The organism is Streptomyces sp. NPDC026092 (assembly GCF_040638605.1).
Classification (GTDB): domain Bacteria; phylum Actinomycetota; class Actinomycetes; order Streptomycetales; family Streptomycetaceae; genus Streptomyces.
Map to the genome: position 1 here is coordinate 95,873 of NZ_JBEZYN010000015.1, position 21,770 is coordinate 117,642.

16 protein-coding genes are annotated in these 21,770 nt (G+C 71.9%); 11 read left to right on the forward strand and 5 right to left on the reverse strand.

Annotated elements, in window-relative coordinates; genetic code table 11:
• Positions 1 to 36: 36 nt before the first annotated feature.
• Positions 37 to 1,404: a hypothetical protein gene (locus AB0F56_RS23960; RefSeq protein WP_362013100.1), complete on the reverse strand. Its 1,368-nt coding sequence runs from the start codon at positions 1,402 to 1,404 to the stop codon at positions 37 to 39.
• A gap of 275 nt (positions 1,405 to 1,679) precedes the next feature.
• Here AB0F56_RS23960 and AB0F56_RS23965 point away from each other — a divergent pair, with 275 nt between their 5' ends.
• Together AB0F56_RS23965 and AB0F56_RS23970 are read left to right on the forward strand one after the other, a co-directional pair.
• Entirely contained in the window at positions 1,680 to 2,762 is a 1,083-nt protein-coding gene (locus tag AB0F56_RS23965; protein WP_362013102.1) for a glycosyltransferase, read from the forward strand.
• 9 nt (positions 2,763 to 2,771) lie between these two features.
• On the forward strand, positions 2,772 to 4,343 hold the full coding sequence (locus AB0F56_RS23970) for a glycosyltransferase family 39 protein (RefSeq protein WP_362013104.1): 1,572 nt from the start codon (positions 2,772 to 2,774) through the stop codon (positions 4,341 to 4,343).
• Between the two features lie 19 nt (positions 4,344 to 4,362).
• Here the strand turns inward: AB0F56_RS23970 and AB0F56_RS23975 are convergent, their stop codons facing one another.
• The 4 genes from AB0F56_RS23975 to AB0F56_RS23990 all read right to left on the reverse strand — a co-directional run bounded on the left by AB0F56_RS23975 (position 4,363) and on the right by AB0F56_RS23990 (position 8,430).
• Positions 4,363 to 5,142 (reverse strand): DUF6227 family protein, encoded by a 780-nt coding sequence (locus AB0F56_RS23975; protein WP_362013106.1) that lies wholly within the window; start codon positions 5,140 to 5,142, stop codon positions 4,363 to 4,365.
• Between the two features lie 133 nt (positions 5,143 to 5,275).
• Positions 5,276 to 6,349, reverse strand: a complete 1,074-nt coding sequence (locus AB0F56_RS23980; RefSeq protein WP_362013107.1) for a P1 family peptidase — start codon at positions 6,347 to 6,349, stop codon at positions 5,276 to 5,278.
• A 32-nt stretch (positions 6,350 to 6,381) separates the two neighbouring features.
• Positions 6,382 to 7,572, reverse strand: coding sequence for a low temperature requirement protein A (locus tag AB0F56_RS23985; RefSeq protein WP_362013109.1), 1,191 nt, complete (start codon positions 7,570 to 7,572; stop codon positions 6,382 to 6,384).
• A 171-nt stretch (positions 7,573 to 7,743) separates the two neighbouring features.
• Complete coding sequence (locus AB0F56_RS23990) at positions 7,744 to 8,430, reverse strand: CbiX/SirB N-terminal domain-containing protein (RefSeq protein WP_362013111.1); 687 nt, start codon at positions 8,428 to 8,430, stop codon at positions 7,744 to 7,746.
• 229 nt (positions 8,431 to 8,659) lie between these two features.
• Between AB0F56_RS23990 and nirB the strand changes: the two genes are divergently transcribed.
• The 9 genes from nirB (at position 8,660) to AB0F56_RS24035 (ending at position 21,729) form a co-directional block, all read left to right on the forward strand.
• Positions 8,660 to 11,467: a nitrite reductase large subunit NirB gene (nirB, locus tag AB0F56_RS23995; protein ID WP_362013113.1), complete on the forward strand. Its 2,808-nt coding sequence runs from the start codon at positions 8,660 to 8,662 to the stop codon at positions 11,465 to 11,467.
• A gap of 161 nt (positions 11,468 to 11,628) precedes the next feature.
• Positions 11,629 to 13,053 (forward strand): NarK family nitrate/nitrite MFS transporter, encoded by a 1,425-nt coding sequence (locus AB0F56_RS24000; RefSeq protein WP_362013115.1) that lies wholly within the window; start codon positions 11,629 to 11,631, stop codon positions 13,051 to 13,053.
• Between the two features lie 167 nt (positions 13,054 to 13,220).
• Complete coding sequence (pflB, locus tag AB0F56_RS24005; protein WP_362013117.1) at positions 13,221 to 15,500, forward strand: formate C-acetyltransferase; 2,280 nt, start codon at positions 13,221 to 13,223, stop codon at positions 15,498 to 15,500.
• Between the two features lie 151 nt (positions 15,501 to 15,651).
• Positions 15,652 to 16,452, forward strand: coding sequence for a pyruvate formate-lyase-activating protein (pflA, locus tag AB0F56_RS24010; RefSeq protein ID WP_362013119.1), 801 nt, complete (start codon positions 15,652 to 15,654; stop codon positions 16,450 to 16,452).
• A 67-nt stretch (positions 16,453 to 16,519) separates the two neighbouring features.
• Complete coding sequence (locus AB0F56_RS24015) at positions 16,520 to 17,635, forward strand: MFS transporter (protein ID WP_362013121.1); 1,116 nt, start codon at positions 16,520 to 16,522, stop codon at positions 17,633 to 17,635.
• A complete protein-coding gene (locus tag AB0F56_RS24020; RefSeq protein ID WP_362013123.1) occupies positions 17,632 to 19,950 on the forward strand; it encodes a molybdopterin oxidoreductase family protein in 2,319 nt (772 codons plus the stop codon). The genes AB0F56_RS24015 and AB0F56_RS24020 overlap by 4 nt, the downstream gene beginning before the upstream one ends.
• 8 nt (positions 19,951 to 19,958) lie before the next feature.
• Positions 19,959 to 20,606, forward strand: coding sequence for a 4Fe-4S dicluster domain-containing protein (locus AB0F56_RS24025; RefSeq protein WP_362013125.1), 648 nt, complete (start codon positions 19,959 to 19,961; stop codon positions 20,604 to 20,606).
• Positions 20,603 to 21,259, forward strand: a complete 657-nt coding sequence (locus AB0F56_RS24030; protein WP_362013127.1) for a Rieske (2Fe-2S) protein — start codon at positions 20,603 to 20,605, stop codon at positions 21,257 to 21,259. Before AB0F56_RS24025 ends, AB0F56_RS24030 begins: the two co-directional genes overlap by 4 nt.
• Positions 21,256 to 21,729: a hypothetical protein gene (locus tag AB0F56_RS24035; RefSeq protein WP_362013128.1), complete on the forward strand. Its 474-nt coding sequence runs from the start codon at positions 21,256 to 21,258 to the stop codon at positions 21,727 to 21,729. Before AB0F56_RS24030 ends, AB0F56_RS24035 begins: the two co-directional genes overlap by 4 nt.
• The last annotated feature ends 41 nt before the right edge of the window (positions 21,730 to 21,770 follow it).

The window sequence follows — 21,770 nt, forward strand, 5'->3', positions numbered from 1 at the left end:
CGCACCGCCCCTCGGGCGTGTCCTGCCGGTGCCGGGTCAGGAACGGTTCATGACTCCGGGCGGCAGGCCGCGCGTGAACTTGGTGTTGCGCAGCACCACCGGTGTGGGTGTCGTCTGCTGGGTCCAGGGCTCGTCCCAGGTGAAGGTGGTCCCGCCGACATCACCGTGCGTCTGCCACACCGTGTTGTCCGTGGTGATCACCTTGACGTACGCGTTGGGGCCCCGGGCCTCGATGCCCACGGCGCACACGTTCGCCGGGTAGTCGGGGTTGGCCGGATCGCCGTCGACAGCGGTCCCGTTGGTGAGGTCCTGCCAGACGATCGTCCCGCCGAGCGACGGACCCCGGCCGGCGAACACGTCGCCGTTGGTGAGGACGGCCTGGAAGTCCTCGGGGCCGATCAGGGGGGCGTAGACGTCGATGTCGGAGCAGGGGCCGGTGGCGCCGGTCGCACCGGTGGCACCCGTCGCTCCGGTCGCGCCCGTGGCGCCCGTGGCTCCGGTCGCACCGGTGGCTCCGGTCGGACCCGCGGGGCCCGTCTCGCCGGTGGCACCCGTGGCGCCTGTGGCCCCGGTCTCGCCGGTGGCACCCGTGGCGCCTGTGGCCCCGGTCTCGCCGGTGGCTCCGGTGGCTCCGGTGGCTCCGGTGGCTCCGGTCGGACCCGCGGGGCCCGTCTCGCCGGTCGCACCCGTCTCGCCGGTCGCGCCGGTCGCGCCGGTGGCACCGGTCGCTCCCGTCGCACCCGTGGGTCCTGCGGGCCCGGTCTCGCCGGTGGCTCCCGTTGCTCCGGTCGCTCCGGTCGCTCCGGTCTCACCAGTCGCCCCGGTCGCACCCGTCGCCCCGGTCTCGCCCTGCGGCCCCTGGGGCCCCGTGGCCCCGGTGTCGCCGGTGTTGCCGGTCGGCCCCGTCGGGCCCGTCGCGCCCGTGGGACCGGTCGGCCCCGTCGGGCCCTCCTTGCAGTGGTCCGGGGGACCGCCCCAGGCGCCCGCGCGGAGGTGGTTCGGGGGGCCGTCCATGAGACGGCCGACCTCGTGGTCGAGGTACTGCTGGAGGTCGCCGGGCACACCCGGCACCCCCGACGTCCGCGGACCCCCGTGACCGGGTGGTCCCTGGTACTCGTGCGGCGGCGGGCCGTCCTCGTGCCTCGGCGGGCCGTCCTGGTGGTGCGGGGGCGGGCCGTCCTCGTGGTGCGGCCGCTCCTCGCAGTCCTCGCCTACCGGGTACATCTCTCGTGCGTCGTACGCGGGACCCTCAGGGCCCTCGTTCCGTACGCCACCGACCGCCGGGGTCGCGAGACCCGTGAGCACGAGTGCGACGGAGGCGAGGGCGCTGCTGCCCAGCCACGCGCGTCGACGGGGAAGCGGTCCCAGCGAGGACCTGGTCCTTGTCCTGGAATCAGGACTCATACACCTGCTCCTTCTCAACCGGATCGAGTGTCTTACCGGGAAGCGCACAGGCTTCCGATACGATCATCGGTTCGCGACGGCGAAGACTTGACGGCTTCGGCGGAGTCTCAACGCCTTGGCCTAGGGGTGGAATCCCAATGGATGCGTACGCGGTAGCGAACTCTGGGAGGGCTGTCGGCGTGCCGTCCCGCCGTCTCGCAAGCCCGTGCGTACGGTCGCTGCCCGACCGACCCCCCGGAAGCGGTGTTGCCGTGAAGTCGTCCGTCTGCTTGTGCATGATCGTCAAGAACGAGTCGCGTGTCATCGAACGGTGCCTCGCCTCCGTCCGCGACCTGGTGGACACCTGGGTCATCTCCGACACCGGCTCGACCGACGGGACCCAGGACCTGATCAGGAAGGCGCTCGACGGCATCCCCGGCGAGCTCCACGAGGAGCCCTGGGTGAACTTCGGGCACAACCGGAGCCTGAACATCTCCCACGCCCGGGGCCGCGCCGACTACATCCTTCTCCTCGACGCCGACCTCGTCCTCCGCCAGGACGGCCCCCTGCCCCCGCTGACCGCCGACGCCTACATGCTCCGCCACGAGGGCGCGCTCGAGTACCGCATCAAACGCCTGGTCAGGGGCGATCTGCCGTGGCGGTACGAGGGCGTCACCCACGAGTACCTGACGGCCGACCAGGACCACGTCCAGGAGAACCTCGACGCCCTGTTCATCCAGGACCACGCCGACGGGGGTTCGCGCCACGACAAATTCGAACGCGACGCCCGCCTGCTCAGCGCCGAACTCGAACGCGACCCCTCCAACGTCCGTACGGTCTTCTACCTCGCGCAGACCATGCGCGACCTGGGCCGTACCGCCGACGCGATCGCCCTCTACGAGCGCCGTGCGGCGATGGGCGGCTGGGCGGAGGAGGTGTACTACGCGCTGCTCCAGGCCGGCGTCCTGCGGGCGGAGTCCGGTGACTGGCCGGCCGCGATGGACACCCTGACGCGCGCCTGGGACGCCCGGCCCGAGCGGCTCGAAGCCTGCTACGAACTGGCCTCGCGGCTACGGCTGCGGGGCCGCAACCACTCCGCGCACGCGGTCGTCTCCGCCGTCGTCGGCCGGAAGCAGCCGGACGACCTGCTCTTCATGCAGCCGTGGGTGTACCGGTGGGGGCTGCTCTTCGAGTACTCGATCACCGCGTACTGGGTCGGCGACCACGCGGCCTCCCTCGCGGCCTGCGACCGGCTGCTCGCCCTGCCCGACCTGCCCGAGACGTACCGCGAACAGACCCGCACCAACCGCGAGTTCGCCGTACGGGGTCTGGGGCAGGCCGCCCCGATCCCGGAGCCGGCCGCCGCGGTGCGGGACTGAGGCCCGGCCATGGCGACCCCTTCCCCGACGCCTGCGTCCACCCTCACCGCTGCCCCGGCCGCGGACCGCCCGTCCCGCCCCGTACCCCGCCCCGGCGATCGACCGGACGCGGTACGGGGGCGGCGGCACGGCGTCTGGCTGTGGCCGACGCTGGTCGCCCTCGCGCTGTCGGTGTACGCGATCGGCCGCCCGCTGCTGTGGCAGGACGAGCTCAACACCTGGGACATGGCCGCCCGGTCCACCGGGCAGCTCCTCGACACGGTCCAGCGCGTGGACGCGGTGCTCGGCGGCTACTACCTCCTCCTGCACGGCTGGATGGCCGTCTTCGGGGACTCCGCCGCCGCGCTGCGCATGCCCTCCGCCCTCGCGATGGCCGGTACCGCCGGCTGTACGGCGCTGATCGGCCGGCGCCTCTTCGGCGCCCGCGCCGGGCTTGCCGCCGGTCTCCTCTTCGCGCTCGCACCGGTCGTCACGCGCTACGCGCACGAGGCCCGTCCGTACGCCCTGGTCGTCCTCGCGGTCACCGTCTCCACGCTGCTGCTCCTGCGCGCGCTGGACCGGCCGGAGAGCCGGTGGCGCTGGGCCGCGTACGGACTGTGCGTGGCGGCGGTCGGCCTGCTGCACATCGTCGCGCTGACCGTGCTCGCCGGGCATCTGGTCGCCGTGGCCCTGCGGGCCCGCGAGGAGCGCCCGATCGCCCTGCGCTTCGGTCTCGCCGCGCTGGCCGGGACCGCCGCCGTCGCGCCGGTCGCTCTCCTCGGGCGGACGCAGGCGGGCCGCCAGATCTCCTGGATCCCCGGCCCTGACCTGTGGAGTCTGGTCACCTTCCTGCCCCAGCTGTACGCCTCCGCGCTGGTCGCCGGGGCCGTGACCACGCTCGCCGTACTGGCGTGGGGCGAGCGCCGCGCCACGCCCAGTAGACCGGCCGCCCGGGGCCCCGTTCTCGTCGTCTCCGCGCTCGCCGTGCTGCCCCCGCTGCTGCTCTGGGCGGTCTCGCACGGTGACGTCTCGTACTTCTACTTCCGCTATCTGCTCTTCACCCTCCCTGCCTGGGCCGTCCTCGCCGGAGCGGGGCTCGCGGGGCTCGCCGGGCCGAGGTCCCGGGGTGTCGTCGCGGCGGTCCTGGTGGCGCTCGTGGTGCTCACGCTGCCGGACCAGGAGGCGGTCCGCCGTCCGTACGCGCACTTCTGGCACGGCATCGACTACGAGGGCGCCGCGCGGACCATCGAGAAGTACCACCGGCCGGGGGACGCGGTGGCGTTCGACCGGGGTGACGACTACTGGCGCATGCTCGACGTCGGCGTCCGCTTCTATCTGCGGGACGAGCTGCGGCCGCGCGATGTCTTCCTCGCCACGTCGTCCGCCGACCGCGCGGACCTGTGGTCGACGGAGTGCCCCGACCCGGTCGCCTGCCTGAAGGCGGAGCAGAGGATCTGGCTGGTGGTGGCCGGTGACGCGGCCGATCCGTTCGACGCGCTCCCGGCCGAGCAGGCGCGGGCCCTCCGCGCCCGCTACACCGCGACCGGCACCGAGCGGCTGACGGGCGTGACGGTGGCCCTGCTCGTCCGCACGACCACCTGAGCGGAACGCGCCCGCCCGCTCACCGCACGCGGGCGCGGTGCTCCATCGCCTCGCGGGCCGCGTGCTCGTCCTCGTAGACCTCGCACATGTGGCGGCCGTCCGGGGTCGCCGTGTGCTCCACCTCCCACAGGCTCAGCTCGCCGCCGTCGAGCAGCAGGAACGCGTGCTCGTAGAGCGTGAATCCGGCGTCCCGGCCACCGCCCTCCACCGTGCACAGCCGGCCGAAGGCCTGGGTGATGTGGTGCGCGAAGGCCATCCGCAGCCGGCGGGCCGTCTGCTCGCCGGGCCGGTCCGGGTTCTCCGCGCGGCGCAGCACCCGGCGGGCGTGGTCCGGGGAGTTGTCCGGGACGTACATCCGGGGCTGCTTCGGTATCGGGCGGGACAGGAGCGCGCTCAGCAGCTCGAGGTCGTTGTCCTCGTCGAACTCCGGCCCGGACGTGCGCTCCACGTCCCAGCCCGGGGCGAAGCGGGTCGGCAGCCGGGACGCGGCGAGCCGGGCCTCCGCCTCGTCCGCGTACAGCTCGTGCTGCTCGGTGCCGGCCCGGCCGGAGTTGTGCACGAGCTCCCAGAGGCCGAGCGCCGTGCCGTCGGCGAGCAGATAGGTGTGGCGGTACGTCGTGCGGTGCAGCGACGCGCTGTGGTGCGAGGAGTGCAGCGTGCTGGAGTGGGCGAACGCCGTCTCCAGGCGTTCGATCATGCTGTCGGGGAGGTCGAAGGAGTTGAGCGCACGGCCGAGGAGCCGCGCGAGGTGCGTCTCGGTCGTCTCGTACGGATCGTGAGGATCCTGCGGATCGTTCAAGGGGTTCTCCAGGCCGTCGCCGCATGTCACTTGGTGCTTGCTAAACGTAGTCCCTGGGTCTGACATCGTGTCCGGGTTCGGCAAAACGAAGGGGGCGCGCGGAAAGTTCCCGCGCGCCGGAAGGCCGAATCCGTCAACTCCCTTTATTGGACGGGGAGTCGACAGTGGGCTCGGGTCCGTACAGCTCGCGGTGTGCGGGGAACTCTCCGCCCGGTCCGGCCACCCCCTCGGTGACCTCCCGGACCGCCCGTGCGATGGCCCGGGTCACCAGGTCGGCGCCCGCCGCGAGGATCTCGTTGAGGGCGAGCGGCCCGGCCTCCGGGGGCAGCGGGCGGGCGCCGGTCGCGAGGGTGAAGACGGTGTCCCCGTCGTTGAGGAGATGCACCGGGCGCACGGCGCGCGCGATGCCGTCGTGCGCCGTGCCCGCCAACTTCTGTGCCTGCGCGCGGCTCAGGTCGGCGTCGGTCGCCACGACCGCGAGGGTGGTGTTGAGGGACGGCGGGGTGTTCCGGGCCGCCGCATCGGCGAGCCGCCGCCGCGCCTCCTCGTGGACGGCCGGTGCGGGCCGGTCGGGGAGGCGGCCCTGGAAGAGCTCCCCGTACAGGACGCCCGTCTCCGGGTCGACCGCCGAGCCGACCGCGTTGACGACGACGAGCGCGCCGACCGTGATCCCCGACTCCAGGACCGTACTGGCCGTACCCACCCCGCCCTTGAGCCCGCCGACCACGGCCCCGGTGCCCGCGCCGACCGCGCCCGTCTCCACGCGCGCGTGGAGCTCCGTCGCGGCGGCGGCCTCCACGGCGGCCCGACCGGTGGACGCGTCCGGGCGGGCCGAGAAGTCGCCGCCCCGGCCCAGGTCGAAGACGCAGGCGGCGGGCACCACCGGGACCACGTGCGTGGGCTCGGGCCCGACCCGTACCCCTCGCCCCCGCTCCTCCAGCCAGGCCATCACCCCGCCGGCCGAGTCGAGCCCGTACGCGCTGCCGCCCGTCAGGACCAGCGCCTCGATCCGCTGGACGAGGTTACGGGGGTCGAGGGCGTCGGTCTCGCGGGTGCCGGGGCCGCCGCCGCGCACGTCCACGGCGGCCACCGCCCCGCCCTCCGGGGCGAGGACGACCGTGGTCCCGCTCAGCGCCCCCGGCCCCGCCACGCGCGCGTGGCCGACCCGTAGCCCGGTCACGTCCGTGATTGCGTCATGGTTCGTCATGGTCATGGTCCTTGCGTACCACGCGTGTTCGGTCAGTAGCCCTGACCGTGGCCGGGTCCCGCACCGCGCGAGGCCGGGTTGCGCGAGGCGAGGGTCACGCCGACCGCCACCGTCGCCGCCGCGACGAGGCCCGCGATCAGGACCGCCCAGCGGCCCGCGAACGTGCACATCAGGATCGCCAGGGCCGAGACGGGCAGCACGAGCTGCTGCGCGATGCCGACCTTGAAGTAGCGGGCGTGCAGCACCCACACGCAGAGCAGGAAGAGCGCGGCGGGGATCGTCACGGCCGAGGAGGCGGCGAGCGTGGAGATGTGGGCCTTGCCCACGACCTGTTCGACGGCGACCTCGATGCCGGCGCCGATTGCGGCGGCGGAGGCGAAGATCAGATAGTGGCCGTAACCCCAGAGGAAACCCTGCCGGTTGGAGGCGAGACGGAGGTGGGCCGGGGCGGCGAAGTAGATCCACCAGGCGGCGTAGACGATCAGCAGTCCTCCGGCGGCGATCGGGAGCACTTGGTCCAGGGCGTCGTACTCCGCGACGCCGGTCTTCACGGCGACGGTCGCCGCGAAGATCGTCTCGCCGAGCACGATGATGGTGAACAGGCCGTAGCGCTCCGCGATGTGGTGCGGGTGCCAGTGGGTGTTGACGTCCTTCTCCGCGAACGCGGGGACGGCCAGCTCGGCGACGACCCCGGCGAGGAAGATCCAGGGCTGGGCGGATTCGGGAGCCCAGAGGAAGGCGACCCAGCCGAGCTGGACGAGCAGCACCCCGCCCGCGTACCGGCGGCACATCCTGCGCTCGCCGGGGTCCGAGGCGTGGTGGGCGGCGCGGAGCCACTGGGAGGCGAGGGCGATCCGCATCACGATGTAGCCGATGACGGCGACGGAGAAGTCGTCCTCGTAGACCCGGGAGATTCCGGCGGCGAGGATCAGGACGCCGGCGATCTGGACGAGCGTGACGACGCGGTAGAGGACGTCGTCGTTGTCGTACGCGGAGGCGAACCAGGTGAAGTTCATCCAGGCCCACCAGATCGCGAAGAAGACCATCGCGTAGTGCGCGATCCCGTCGGCGGCGTGGTGCTCGGCGATCGCGTGCACGAGCTCGGCACCGGCCTGGGAGACGGCGACGACGAAGCAGAGGTCGAAGAAGAGCTCGAGCGGCGTGGCGGCGCGGTGCGCCTCGGCGCGCGACCGCGCGGTGAGCGGCAGGAACGGTTGCGTCATGCGCCCCAGGACACCAGAGCCCGTACCCGCGCGGGGGCCACGGCACGCGATTGCCGGACGGTTGTGCGCTCACGGGACGCTCGTGGGCGCTGCCTGACGGATGCGGGCGCTGCCTGACGGTTGCGGGGCGTTGGCTGACGGTGGTGGGTGCTGCCTGACCGTCGTGGGTGGTCAGGAGGCGTTCAGGGCGAGGTCGGTCCGCGCGGACCTGGACGCCTCGCCGTAGCGCCACGCCACCGTGTGGGCGAGGCCCGGGTGGGCGCCCAGGGGAGCCGCGACCGTCCAGGCGCCCGGCACGGCGGCGAGCGCGTGCGTGAAGCGGCCGGGGGCCAGGAGGTGCGTCGAGATCGCCACGCGCGCGTGGCCGGCCGCCCGCAGCCCCGCCACCGCGTCCGGCACCGACGGCTCCGAGGCCGAGCAGTACGCCGTCACCACCGGCACCCCCACCCGACGCGCGAGGAGCCGCGCCGCCGCCTCCGTACCGTCGTTGCCGCCCGGTCGCGAGGACCCGGCCCCCGCCACCACCACCGCGTCCCCGGGCCCGCCGGCCTCCGCGAGGCGGTCGTGCAGGGCCAGGCCCACGGCCGAGACGCCGCTGAGCCCGGGCGTGACCACGCAGTCGTGGCGGCGGGCGACCGCCGGGATGTCCACGGTCCGGTGGTAGCCGTCGCCGAGGAGCAGCGGGACGACCACCGCACCCGGACAGGAGGCGAGCACGTCCGCCAGCGAAGGCGCCTGGTGGTCCAGGTGCCCGACCGCGACCCGCGTGCCCGTGAGCCGCCGCACCGACTCCGCGAGCCGCTCGATCGTCGCCCCCGCCTCGGGGACCGCGCTGCCGTGCACGGCGAGGACCAGCATCCGTACGCACCTCCAAGAAGGTCGGGGCCGCGGCCGGCGGTGTCGTACGCCGCCCCACGGCCCCCACCCGTTCACGCTAAGCCGGGCCGCCGCGCCGGCAGCACCGTCATCGGTCCCGCCCCGACGGGCCACAAGTCCCCTCTCCTCGGGCCCTTCACGGCGCCGAACCGGCCCCCGGGCCCGCCTACGGTCGGAGACGGACATCCCTCTACCTCTCGGAGAGCCCGCCATGGCCACCCCCACCCAGACCCTCGTGCTGATCGGCCACGGCATGGTCGGCCACCGTCTCCTGGAGGCGCTCGCCGAGCGCGGCGCGCTCGCCGACCCCGCCGACCCGGGGGCGCCCGGCATGGGGGTCCCCCCGGACAGAGTCTGGGGGAGGGTGGTCGTGCTCGCCGAGGAGGACGTCCCGGCCTACGACCGGGTCCACCTCTCGTCCGTCTTCACGGGCACGGACCCGAACCGACTCGGTCTCGCCGACGCCGAGTTCCTCGAAGCACACGGCATCGACCTGCGCCTGGGCGACCCCGCCGAGCAGATCGACACGGCCGCCCGCACGGTCACCACCACCTCCGGCGCCGTCGTCGCGTACGACGCGCTGGTCCTGGCCACCGGCTCGTACCCGTTCGTCCCGCCCATCCCCGGCGCCGATGTGCCCGGCTGCTTCACCTACCGCACGCTCTACGACGTCGAGGCCCTCACCTCGTACGCCGAGAACCGCCGCGCCGAAGGCCGCCGCACCGGTGTCGTGATCGGCGGCGGGCTCCTCGGCCTGGAGGCGGCGGGCGCGCTGCGGACCCTCGGACTGACCACGCACGTGGTCGAGTTCGCGCCCCGGCTCATGCCGCTCCAGGTCGACGACGGCGGGGCCGCCGCGCTGCGGGCCACCATCGAGTCGATGGGCGTCGCCGTGCACACGGGCGTCGGCGCCGCCGAGATCGAGACGGACGCGGACGGACGGACACGCACCCTGAAGCTCTCCGACGGCACCCGCGTCCCCGCCGACCTGGTCGTCTTCTCGGCCGGGGTAAGGCCCAGGGACCGGCTCGCGCGGGAGTCGGGGCTCGCGGTCGGCGATCGCGGGGGCGTGGCGGTCGACGAGCACTGCCGCACCACGGACCCGTACATCTACGCGATCGGCGAGTGCGCCCAGACCTGCGACGGGCGGGTCTACGGGCTCGTGGCGCCCGGCTACCAGATGGCCGAGACGGTCGCGGACCGGCTGGCGGGGGAGGGTGACCTGGTCTTCACGGGCGCCGACACCTCCACCAAGCTGAAGCTCCTCGGTGCGGACGTGGCCTCCTTCGGCGACCCGTTCGCCGCCGGGCCGCAGGCCACCGAGATCGTCTTCTCGGACGGCCGCGAGGGCGTGTACAAGAAGCTGCTGCTCGGCCCCGACGGGCAGCTGCTCGGCGGCATCCTGGTCGGCGACGCGGAGGCGTACGGTGCGCTGATGCCGCACGCCGGGCGGCGGCTCCCGGCCCCTCCCGAAGCGTTTCTGCTGCCCGCGGGCGGTGGCGGCGAGCTGCCCGGCGCGGACAGCCTGCCCGACGACGCCGTCGTCTGCTCGTGCCACAACGTCACCAAGGGCGCGGTGCGCGCCGCCGTCGCCGAGCACGGCCTGACCGACGTCGGCGGAATCAAGCGCTGCACGAAGGCGGGCACGGGCTGCGGCGGCTGCGTGAACACCCTCCAGGCGGTCCTCGACGCCGCAGGGGTCGAGAAGCCGCGCGGCCTGTGCGAGCACTTCCCCGACCTCTCCCGGTCGGAGCTCTACGCGCGCGTGCGGGACGAACACATCCGGTCCTTCAGCGAGCTGATCGAGAAGTGTGGGAAGGGCGAGGGGTGCGTCGTCTGCAAGCCCGTCGTCGCCAACGTCCTCGGGACGCTCGGCCCCGAACTCGGGCTGCCGCACATCCTCCACGGCGAGCAGGCCGCGCTGCAGGACTCCAACGACCTCTTCCTCGCCAATCTCCAGAAGGACGGAACGTATTCGGTCGTGCCGCGCGTTCCTGGCGGTGAGATCACCGCCGAGCAGCTGATCGTCATCGGCGAGATCGCCCGCGACCACGGCCTGTACACGAAGATCACCGGCGGCCAGCGGATCGACCTCTTCGGCGCGCGGAAGGCCGAACTACCCGGCATCTGGCGGCGGTTGATCGACGCGGGCTTCGAGTCGGGGCACGCGTACGGCAAGTCCCTGCGCACCGTGAAGTCCTGCGTCGGGTCGAAGTTCTGCCGCTTCGGGCAGGGCGACTCCGTGCAGCTCGCCATCGACCTGGAGCTGCGCTACCGGGGGCTGCGCGCCCCGCACAAGATCAAGGGCGGGGTGTCGGGTTGTCTGCGCGAGTGCGCGGAGGCGCGCGGCAAGGACATCGGCGTGATCGCCACCGCCGGCGGCTGGAACCTGTACGTCTGCGGCAACGGCGGCGCGAGCCCCCGCCACGCCGACCTGCTCGCCTCCGACCTGTCGGCGGCCGAACTCTTCGCGCTGATCGACCGGTTCCTCATGTACTACGTACGGACCGGGGAGCGCCTGGAGCGTACGTCGGCGTGGCTGGAGCGGCTCGACGGCGGCCTCGGCCATCTGCGGGAGGTGCTCGTCGAGGACCGGCTCGGGATCGGCGCGGAGCTGGAGGCCCAGATGGGGCGGCACGTGGCGGCCTACCGCGACGAGTGGCGCGCGGTCCTGGAGGACCCGGCGGCGCTGGCACGCTTCGGCCCGTACGGCGACGGGGTGGAGTTCCTGGAGCCGGGGCGCGGGCGGACCGCGGTGCTCGCGGACGGCAGCGAGGCGGCGCTCTTCAGGGACGGGACGGGCGAGGTGTACGCGGTGGGCAACCGCGACCCGTTCTCCGGGGCGGACGTGATCGCCGACGGGATCATGGGAACGCGGGACGGGGAGCCGGTGGTGGCCTCGCCGATGCTCAAGCAGGAGTTCTCGCTGCGGACCGGCGTCTGCCGGGACGACCCGTCGGTCGCGCTGCCGGTGCACGAGGTCGGGGCGGGTGTGGGTGTCCCGACGGCCCGCGACTGACGGGGGACCCGCGACGGACGGCCCGTGACGGACGGGACCTCCGCCCGCTCAGGTCGCGACCATGGCCTCTGACCTCCCCCTTATGTACGGGCGCACGGTGGAGGAGCAAGGAAGAACCCGAAGTCCCCACCCACCGAAGTCCCCACCCCCAGGGAAGCGCCATGAGTTCCGTAGTCCAGGACAGCAGAGCGGCGACGAGCGGGCCGGCACCCTCGTACGACGCGGAGCAGTACCGCCCCGGCAGGCCGATCAACGACTGGGAGCCCGAGAACGAGCTCTTCTGGAAGTCGATCGGCAAGCGCGTCGCCAACCGCAACCTGTGGATCGCGGTCCCGGCGCTCCTGGTGGCCTTCGTCGTCTGGCAGGTGTGGAGCGTCACCGCCACCAACCTGAAGGACGTCGGCTTCGGCTTCTCGACCTCGCAGCTGTTCTGGCTGACGGCGATCCCCGGTCTGACCGGCGGCACCGCCCGGATCTTCTACACCTTCCTCGGCCCGCGCATCGGCCAGCGCCGCTTCACGGCGCTTTCGACGGTCGTGCTGATCGTCCCTCTGATCTGGCTGGGCATCGCGATCCAGAACCCGTCGACCCCGTACGCCGTGATGGTCGGCATCGCCGCCCTGTGCGGCATCGGCGGCGCCAACTTCGCCTCCTCGCTCGCCAACATCGGCTTCTTCTTCCCCAAGGCGAAGAAGGGCAGCGCGACCGGCATCAACGGCGGCCTGGGCAACCTGGGCGTCTCGGTGGTCCAGCTGCTCACGCCGATCGTCATCACCTTCTCGACCATCGCGATCGGCTCGGCCCAGCACAAGGCCGACGGCACCCCGGTCTACCTGCAGAACGCGGCCTTCATCTGGGTGCCGGTGCTGCTGATCCTCGCGGCGGTGGCCTGGTTCGGCCAGAACGACCTGAAGGTCGCCTCCACCCCGTTCAGCAAGCAGAAGGTCATCTTCAAGCGCAAGCACAACTGGGTGATGACCTGGCTGTACGTCGGCACCTTCGGCTCCTTCATCGGCTTCGCCGCCGCGCTGCCGATGCTGATCAAGACCACCTTCCCGGACTACTCCGTCGCCACCTACGCCTGGATGGGTCCCGCCGTCGGTGCCCTGGCCCGGTGGGCGGGCGGCTGGGTCGCGGACAAGCTGGGCGGCGCCCGGGTGACGATCCTGTCCTTCGTGGGCATGGCCGCCTCGATCATCGGCGTCATCAGCTTCCTGCCGACCGGTGCGGACACCGGCAACTTCTACGGCTTCTTCTTCTGCTTCCTCGCCGCGTTCTTCTTCTCGGGCATCGGCAACGGCTCGACCTTCCGCCAGATCCCGGTGATCTTCCGCTCGACGCACCTGAAGGGGCTTGACGAGGGCACGCCGGAGTACACGAAGGCGCTGAAGCAGTCGGAGATGGAGTCCGGCGCCGTCACCGGCTTCACCTCGGCCATCGCCGCCTACGGCTTCTTCTTCATCCCGGCCCTCTTCGGCTCGGTCGCCGTGACCAGCGCGATGTGGGGCTTCGTCGCCTTCTACGCCAGCTGCACGGTCGTGACCTGGTGGTTCTACGCCCGCAAGGGCGCGGAGGCGCCCAGCTGACCGGCTGTCGATCCGCTCGCGAAAGGCCCCGCTCAGGCGGGGTCTTTCCGCATGCCCGGAGGGGGACCAATGGCCGTCGACTGGTGACCAATGCCGAGCCTTTTGATCGATCAAAAGGCGTGCAATGGAGGTAGGCAACGACGCGATCGAATGATTCGAAGAAGGCGGTGCGGGCAGTGACTGCGACCCCTGCTGAGGCAACGGTGAACGAGCGGGCCTGGAAGGGCTTCAAGGGCGGACTGTGGCGCGATGCCGTCGACGTCCGTGACTTCATCCAGCAGAACTACACGCCCTACGAGGGCGACGACTCCTTCCTCGCCGGCCCCACCGAGCGGACCACCGCCGTGTGGAAGGCGATCACCGACCGCTTCCCGGAGGAGCGCGCCAAGGGCGTCTTCGACATCGCCCACGACATCCCCTCCACCATCACCTCCCACGCCCCCGGCTGGATCGACCGCGACAAGGACCTGATCGTCGGCCTCCAGACCGATGCCCCGTTGAAGCGCGCGATCATGCCGAACGGCGGCTGGCGCATGGTCGCCGGCGCCCTGGAGACCTACGGCTACCCGGTCCCGGCCGAGCTGGAGCAGGTCTTCACCGAGTACCGCAAGACCCACAACGCCGGTGTCTTCGACGCCTACACCCCCGAGATCCGCGCCGCCCGCAAGGCCGGCATCGTCACCGGTCTCCCCGACGCCTACGGCCGCGGCCGCATCATCGGCGACTACCGCCGCGTCGCCCTCTACGGCGTCGACCGTCTGATCGCGGTCAAGCAGGAGGAGAAGGAGGGGCTCAACTCCCTTCCCGCCGGTCGCCGTTCGATCGAGGAGACCATCCGGCTGCGCGAGGAGCTCGCCGAGCAGATCCGCGCGCTCGGCGAGCTGAAGACGATGGCCGCCGCCTACGGGTACGACATCTCCGGCCCGGCGACCACCGGCCGCGAGGCCATCCAGTGGCTGTACTTCGCCTACCTCGCCGCCGTGAAGGAGCAGAACGGCGCCGCGATGTCCCTCGGCCGGACCTCCACCTTCGTGGACGTCTATCTCCAGCGTGACATCGAGGCCGGGCTCCTCACCGAGGAGCAGGCCCAGGAGCTGGTCGACGACTTCATCGTCAAGCTCCGTATCGTCCGCTTCCTGCGCACCCCCGAGTACGACGAGCTGTTCTCCGGCGACCCGACGTGGGTCACCGAGTCCATCGCCGGGATGGGCGAGGACGGCCGTCCGCTGGTCACCAGGACCTCCTTCCGCTACCTCCAGACCCTGTACAACCTCGGCCCGGCGCCCGAGCCGAACATGACCGTCTTCTGGTCGCCCCGGCTGCCCCAGGGCTTCAAGGAGTTCTGCGCCAAGGTGTCGATCGACACCTCCTCCGTGCAGTACGAGTCGGACGAGCTGATGCGGCCCCGCTTCGGCGACGACACCGCCATCGCCTGCTGTGTCTCCGCGATGCCCGTCGGCAAGCAGATGCAGTACTTCGGCGCCCGCGTGAACGTCGCCAAGACCCTCCTGTACGCGATCAACGGCGGCCGGGACGAGAAGTCCGGCGCCCAGGTCGGCCCGGAGACCGGCGCGATCACCTCGGACGTCCTGGAGTACGACGAGGTCCTGGCCCGGTTCGACGAGCAGATGGAGTGGCTCGCGAGCGTCTACGTCCACGCCCTGAACGTCATCCACTACATGCACGACAAGTACGCGTACGAGCGCATCGAGATGGCGCTCCACGACCGCGACGTGCGCCGCACCATGGCCTGCGGCATCGCCGGCCTCTCCGTGGCCGCCGACTCGCTGGCCGCCGTCAAGTACGCCAAGGTCACCCCGGTCCGGGACGAGACCGGTCTCGCGACCGACTACGTGATCGAGGGCGAGTACCCGGCGTTCGGCAACAACGACGAGCGGGCCGACGAGATCGCGGTCTGGCTGGTCGAGGAGTTCATGAAGAAGGTGCGCAAGCACCCGACCTACCGGAACGCCGAACACACCCAGTCCGTCCTGACCATCACCTCCAACGTCGTCTACGGGAAGAAGACCGGCAACACCCCCGACGGTCGCCGCGCCGGCGAGCCGTTCTCGCCGGGCGCCAACCCGATGAACGGCCGCGACACCCACGGGTACGTCGCCTCGGCCCTGTCGGTCGCCAAGCTCCCGTACGAGGACGCCGAGGACGGCATCTCGCTGACCAACACGGTCACCCCCGACGGCCTGGGCCGCACCCCCGAGGAGCGGATCAGGAACCTGGCCGGTGTCCTGGACGGCTACATGGCCAGCGACGGCTTCCACATGAACGTCAACGTCCTCAACCGGGATGTGCTGATGGACGCCATGGAGCACCCGGAGAACTACCCGCAGCTGACCATCCGGGTCTCCGGATACGCGGTCAACTTCGTCCGGCTCACCCGCGACCAGCAGCTCGACGTCCTCAACCGCACCTTCCACGGCTCGCTGTAGGGCCTCTCGTTCGGATCATGCCGGGCTCGCGGACCCCGCCCCCTGATCCGGCCTGATCCGAACGAGAGACCCTAGCCACCAACTCCCCGGGGCCGGGTCTCACCCTCACCTCGGCCCCGGGGCCGCTCCTTCGGAACGGAGAGGTCCTGCCATGACCACGACGACCACGAGGATCACCGCATCCGGTCCCGCGACGCCCGCCGCCGCGGCGACCCGCCGCCCCTCCGAGGGATCGGTGCACTCCTGGGACCTGTCGACCGGCGTCGACGGCCCCGGCACCCGCTTCGTCACCTTCCTCTCCGGCTGCCCACTGACCTGTCTCTACTGCCACAACCCCGACACCTGGCGGATGCGGAGCGGTACCCGCACCTCCGCCGACGCCGTGATCGCCGAAGCCGCGAAGTACACCCGCTTCATCCAGGCGTCCGGCGGCGGGGCCACCGTCTCCGGCGGCGAACCCCTCCTCCAGCCCGTCTTCACCGGCGAGCTGCTCCACCGGATGAAGCACGAGCTCGGCTTCCACACCGCCCTCGACACCTCCGGCTTCCTGGGCGTCCGCGCCACCGACGCCCTGCTGCGCGACACCGACCTGGTCCTTCTCGACATCAAGTCCTGGGATTCGGACACGTACAAGAAGGTCACCGGCCGGCCGCTGCGGCCGACCCTGGACTTCGCCCGCCGCCTCGCCGACCTCGACCAGGAGGTCCACGTCCGCTTCGTGCTCGTCCCGGGCCTCACCGACGACCCCGACAACATCGAGGGGGTCGCCGCCTTCGCCGCCGGCCTGGGCAATGTCTCGCGCGTCGACATCCTCCCCTTCCACAAGCTCGGCGAAGCCAAGTGGCAAGCACTCGCCATGCCGTTCACGCTCCACGACACCCCCTCCCCGACCCCCGACGAGGTCGCCGCGGCCCGCGCCCTCTTCCGGTCCCACGGCCTGAACGCCATCTGAGCGAAACGTTCACCCGCCCGACCCGCAGAACATGCCCATATGGGGCATACCGGCCTACCGTGTGCGCGTGACCGAGCCACCCGAGGCCCCCGAGCCCGTCGTCCAGACGTCTCCCGCCGTCCAGCCGGCCCCCGAGGTCCGCCGCCAGACCCCGGCCGACGTGCGCCGCCGGGCCGCGCTCGCCGGCACCGTCGTCTCCGCCCTGCTGATCGTCGCGATCGTGCTCGGCAGCCGGCTCCTGCGCGACTTCGACTCGGCGCTCCTCCCGTACGCGGTCGCCACCGTCTTCCTCGCCTTCGGCGTCGCCTACCGCTACACCGTGTGGATCTCCGCGCCCGGCGCCCGCCGCCTCTTCAAGCAAGGCTGGCGCTCCTTCTTCTCGGCCGCCAACTTCCGCAGGGCACCCACCGCGCTGCCGAAGATGATCGCCACCTACCTCGGCTTCCAGAAGTTCCTCGGCGCCCGCTCGCACGCCCGCTGGGCCGCCCACCAGATGATCTTCTGGGGGTGCGTCCTGGCCGCCCTGATCACCTTCCCGCTCACCTGGGGCTGGTTCACCTTCACCTCGTCCACCGGCTCAGGACCCGGGTACGAGATGCGGATCTGGGGCTTCAAGGTCCTCGGCTTCGACGCCCTGAACATCGTCGGCTGGCTGATGTTCCACGGCCTCGACATCGCCGCCGTCCTCGTCATCCCCGGCGCGTCCTACTTCCTGTGGCGCCGGATGAAGGACCGCGGCGCCATCACCGGCCAGCGGTTCGCCTACGACCTGGTGCCGCTGATCGCCCTCATCGTCATCGCCGTGACCGGACTCCTGCTCACCTTCTCGTCGATCTTCCTGCACGGCGGCGGCTACGAGTTCCTGGCGATCCTGCACATGGTGTCCGTGGTCTTCACGCTCATCTACATCCCGTTCGGGAAGTTCTTCCACATCGTGCAGCGGCCGGCCGCCGTCGGCATGCAGCTCTTCAAGTACACCTCCCGCAAGAAGGACGGCGACGAGCTCCTCGCCTGCCGCCGCTGCGGGGAGCCCATCGACGCGGCCCCGTACGTCGAGAACCTCCAGGGCACCATGCGCGACCTCGACCTCGGCTTCGCCGAAGGACCCACGTACTGCCCCCGCTGCAAGCGCGTCATGCGCGGCAACGCCTACCTCACCCACGTCAAGAAGGGCTTCAAGTGACCCAGCCGAACGTGGGCCGGCCCGTCCCCCTCCCGCTCGACCCCTCCGTCGCCCCGCCCGGCACGCGCAACTTCCGCGACGCCGGAGGCATCCCCGCCGACCGCTGGCACGCCGACCAGGAGGGCGAGACGCTCGTCCCCACCCACTGCTGCTTCTGCGGCGTGCAGTGCGGCATGTACCTCCGCGTCGACCACGGCGGCAAGGTCTTCGGCGTCGAGCCCCGCGACCACGACATCAACCGGATGCGGCTCTGCCCCAAGGGCATCAACGCCTACCAGCAGGTCAACCACCCCGACCGGCTCACCGCCCCGCTCATGCGCCGCAACCGCGACGAGGAGTTCCGCGAGGCCAGCTGGGAGGAGGCGCTCGACTTCACGGTCGCCGAGATCCGCCGCATCCAGGAGGAGTACGGCAACGACTCCTTCGGCCTGCTCGGCGGAGCCAGCCTCTACTCCGAGAAGACGTATCTCGTCGGCAAGTTCGCCCGCGTCGCCCTCAAGTCCCGGCACGTCGACTACAACGGCCGCCTGTGCATGGTCTCCGCCGCCGGCGCCAACAAGCTGTCCTTCGGCATCGACCGCGCCGGCAACCCGTTCTCCGACATCCTCCTCACCGACTGCCTCCTCATCGCCGGCTCCAACGTCGGCGAGTGCTTCCCGGTGATGACCCAGTACCTGTGGGGCGCCCGGGACCGCGGCGCCGGCCTGATCGTCGTCGACCCCCGCGAGACGGCCATCGCCCGCACCGCCGACCTCCACGTCGCCCTCAAGCCCGGTACCGACTCCGCGTTCTTCAGCGCCGTCCTGTACGTGGTCGTCGCCGAGGGCCTCACCGACGAGGCCTATCTCGCCGCCCACACCACCGGCTGGGACGAGGTGAAGCGGACCGTCCAGGCGTACCCACCCTCCCGCGCCGCCGAGATCTGCGGCGTCCCCGAGGAGCAGATCGTCCGGACCGCCCGGATGTTCGCCGGCGCGGACAAGGCCATGGCCTGGCACGCCCGCGGCGTCGAGCACCACTCCCAGGGCGTCGAGAACTGCCTGACGATCATCAACCTGTGCACCGCCACCGGGAACATCGGCAAGCCCGGCGCCGGCTACGGCACCATCACCGGCCAGGGCAACGGTCAGGGCGGCCGCGAGCACGGCCAGAAGTCCGACCTGCTGCCCGGCGGCCGCTCGATCACCAACCCCGAACACCGCCGCCAGATCTGCGAGATCTGGGGCATCGACGAGTCCGAACTCCCGCCCGCCGGCACCTCCATGATGGAGATGGTCTGGCAGATGCAGCGCGAGGAGATCCGCGGCCTGATCGGCATCTGCAACAACCCCTTCGTCTCCCTGCCCAACTACGCGACCGTCAAGAACGGCTACGACACCCTCCAGTTCCACGCCCAGTTCGACTTCTTCCTCTCCGAGACGGCCACCAACGCGCACGTCGTCTTCCCCGTCACCGTCTGGGCCGAGGACGAGGGCGTGATGGCCAATGCCGAGGCCCGGGTCGTCAAGCACAACAAGGCCCAGGAACCGCCCGCCGGAGTCCGTACCGACACGTGGGTGATCTGCGAACTCGCCAAGCGCCTCGGCGCCGGCGACAAGTTCGACTTCCCCGATTCCCGCGCCGTCTTCGAGGAGCTGCGCATCGCCTCGGCCGGCACGGTCAACGACTACTACGGCATCACCTACGAGCGCCTTGAGGAGACCGGCGGCATCGCCTGGCCCTGCCCCAGCACCGACCACCCGGGCACCCCCCGCCTCTTCGAGGACGGCAGGACCTACCACCCCGACGGCAAGATCCATATGCAGGTCGTCGAATGGCACCCGCCCATGGACCCGTACAGCGAGGAGTACCCCCTCTCGCTCACCACCGGCCGCACCGTCGCCCACTTCCTCTCCGGCAACCAGACCCGCCGCCTGGGCGGCCTCGTCGAACAGACCCCGCGGCCCTGGGTCGAGGTCCACCCCTCCCACGGCTTCCGCACCGGCGACCCCGTCCGCGTCGTCACCCGCCGGGGCAGCGAGGTCTTCCCCGCCCTGGTGACCGAGGCGATCCGGCCCGACACGGTCTTCGTGCCGTACCACTGGCCGGTCCCCACCGCCGCCAACGCCCTCACCATCGACGCCCTCGACCCCCGCTCCAAGATTCCCGAGTACAAGGTCTGCGCGGCCCGCATCGAGGGCGCCGAAGCCATCGACGAGGTCCCCGCGCCCCCGACCGCCCCCGGGCAGCTCGCCTACCCGGAGGCCCAGGTCTCCCGAACCGACCCCCTGCCACCCACGTCCCCGCAGGGCCGTGGCACATCGGAGAGGAGCTGACGCCGCTCATGATGGGCCGCACGATCTTCATCGACCCCGGGCGCTGCATCGGCTGCCAGGCGTGCGTCTCGGCCTGCCGCGAGTGCGACTCGCACCGCGGCAAGTCGATGATCCACCTCGACTACCCCGACGAGGGGCACTCCGTCGCCTCCCTCCCCACCGTCTGCATGCACTGCGAGGACCCGGTCGCGCCCTGCGCCGAGGTCTGCCCCGCCGACGCCATCCTCGTCACCGCCGACGGTGTGGTGCAGCAGGCCGACACCACCCGCTGCATCGGCTGCGCCAACTGCGTCAACGCCTGCCCCTTCGGCGTCCCGAAGATCGACCTCCAGGCGAAGCTGCAGATGAAGTGCAACCTCTGCTACGACCGCACCGCCTACGGTCTCGCCCCCATGTGCGCGACCGTCTGCCCCACCGGCGCCCTCTTCTACGGGACGCTCGAAGAGCTCCAGTCCGAGCGGCCCGGCGTCCAGGTCGCCGACTCCTTCACCTTCGGCACGACCACCGTCTCCACCGGAGTGGCGATGGTCGTCCCCGCCGACAAGGTCCAATGGCCGGTCCCCGGGGGCCTGCCCGTCGTGGAGATCAATGGGAGGGATGTGAGCGAAGCGAACTCGAACAAGGGTGGCGGCGGGCGACGGGGGGGAGTGCGATGAGCGTCACCGAACAGCCGCCTGCCGACGGCCACGGCGGGACCGACGCCGCCCAGGAGGCGCTGCACGACCGCATCGCCGCCGACTCGCTCACCACCCGGCGCGACTACCTGCGGATCGTGGCCACCGTCTCCGGCGGCCTGGCCCTCGGCGGCATCGGCGTCGCCTCCGGCATCCTGCACCGCCACGGCGACTCCGACGGCGCACCCGAGGTGAAGAAGATCGCCGACCAGCTGCTGCCCGGCGAGTCCCTCGCCTTCCGCTACCCCGATGAGGAGGACCGGGCGGTCGCCCTCCGCATGGAGGACGGCACCCTCGCCGGCTACTCCGCCGTCTGCACCCACCTCGCCTGCGCGGTCCTCTGGCGCAAGGACCGGGGAAGCGAGGGCGAGCTGTACTGCCCCTGCCACGAGGGGATCTTCGACCCCCGTACGGGAGCGGTGACAGCCGGCCCGCCACCCCGGGCGCTGCCCAAGGTGCTCCTGGTGGAGGAGGTCGACGGCAGTATCTGGGCCGTCGGCACGACCCGCTCCGGCGAGAGCGTCCAGGAAGGTCTGTGCCGCCAGCTCGGCGAGGAGCGGCCCGGTCTCGCCGAGCGCCTCGGCTGCCCGGGGGCCTCGGCGCAGGGCGCGGCCACGAGGAGCGAGCGCACATGAGCGACAGCCCCTTCCCCCGCGACCCGGAGGCCCCCGACCCCACCCCGGGCACCCCCGGCGGAGGACCCGGCGCGAGTCCCGCCGACGGGTCTGTCGGAGGCCCCGGAGGCGCCGCCCATCCGCCGCGCCCCGCCTACACCCCCGGGAGCGCGCAGCCCCGCCTCAACCGTCCCGTCCAGGAGCGCTACCCGCAGATCCGCCCCACCAGCGGCTACGGCGACCCCCGGGTCCGCCACACAGGCCCGGGCCCCGGCGCCGGCACGGAGCAGGAGCCCGAGCGCTCCTCGAAGCTGAGCGCGCGCCTGGCCCTGGCCCTCACGGTCGTCATCGGCCAGCTGTGGGGGCTGACGATCGTGGTCGACGAGTGGATGGCCGGCGACACCGGCACGGCCTGGTGGGGGGCCGGCTTCCTCGTCCTGTCCTTCCTCGTCGTGCTCGGGCTCTGGCTGCTCGACCCGAAAGACCGCTGATCGGAGCGGGTCCACGGCCGAATACCCGGCGTACCCTGGAG

Coding starts and splice junctions, on each gene's coding strand:
- AB0F56_RS23960 (WP_362013100.1), bottom strand. CDS start 1,404: ATGAGTCCTGATTCCAGGACAAGGACCAGGTCCTCGCTGGGACCGCTT.
- AB0F56_RS23965 (WP_362013102.1), top strand. CDS start 1,680: ATGATCGTCAAGAACGAGTCGCGTGTCATCGAACGGTGCCTCGCCTCC.
- AB0F56_RS23970 (WP_362013104.1), top strand. CDS start 2,772: ATGGCGACCCCTTCCCCGACGCCTGCGTCCACCCTCACCGCTGCCCCG.
- AB0F56_RS23980 (WP_362013107.1), bottom strand. CDS start 6,349: ATGACGAACCATGACGCAATCACGGACGTGACCGGGCTACGGGTCGGC.
- AB0F56_RS23985 (WP_362013109.1), bottom strand. CDS start 7,572: ATGACGCAACCGTTCCTGCCGCTCACCGCGCGGTCGCGCGCCGAGGCG.
- AB0F56_RS23990 (WP_362013111.1), bottom strand. CDS start 8,430: ATGCTGGTCCTCGCCGTGCACGGCAGCGCGGTCCCCGAGGCGGGGGCG.
- nirB (WP_362013113.1), top strand. CDS start 8,660: ATGGCCACCCCCACCCAGACCCTCGTGCTGATCGGCCACGGCATGGTC.
- AB0F56_RS24000 (WP_362013115.1), top strand. CDS start 11,629: ATGAGTTCCGTAGTCCAGGACAGCAGAGCGGCGACGAGCGGGCCGGCA.
- pflA (WP_362013119.1), top strand. CDS start 15,652: ATGACCACGACGACCACGAGGATCACCGCATCCGGTCCCGCGACGCCC.
- AB0F56_RS24025 (WP_362013125.1), top strand. CDS start 19,959: ATGATGGGCCGCACGATCTTCATCGACCCCGGGCGCTGCATCGGCTGC.
- AB0F56_RS24030 (WP_362013127.1), top strand. CDS start 20,603: ATGAGCGTCACCGAACAGCCGCCTGCCGACGGCCACGGCGGGACCGAC.
- AB0F56_RS24035 (WP_362013128.1), top strand. CDS start 21,256: ATGAGCGACAGCCCCTTCCCCCGCGACCCGGAGGCCCCCGACCCCACC.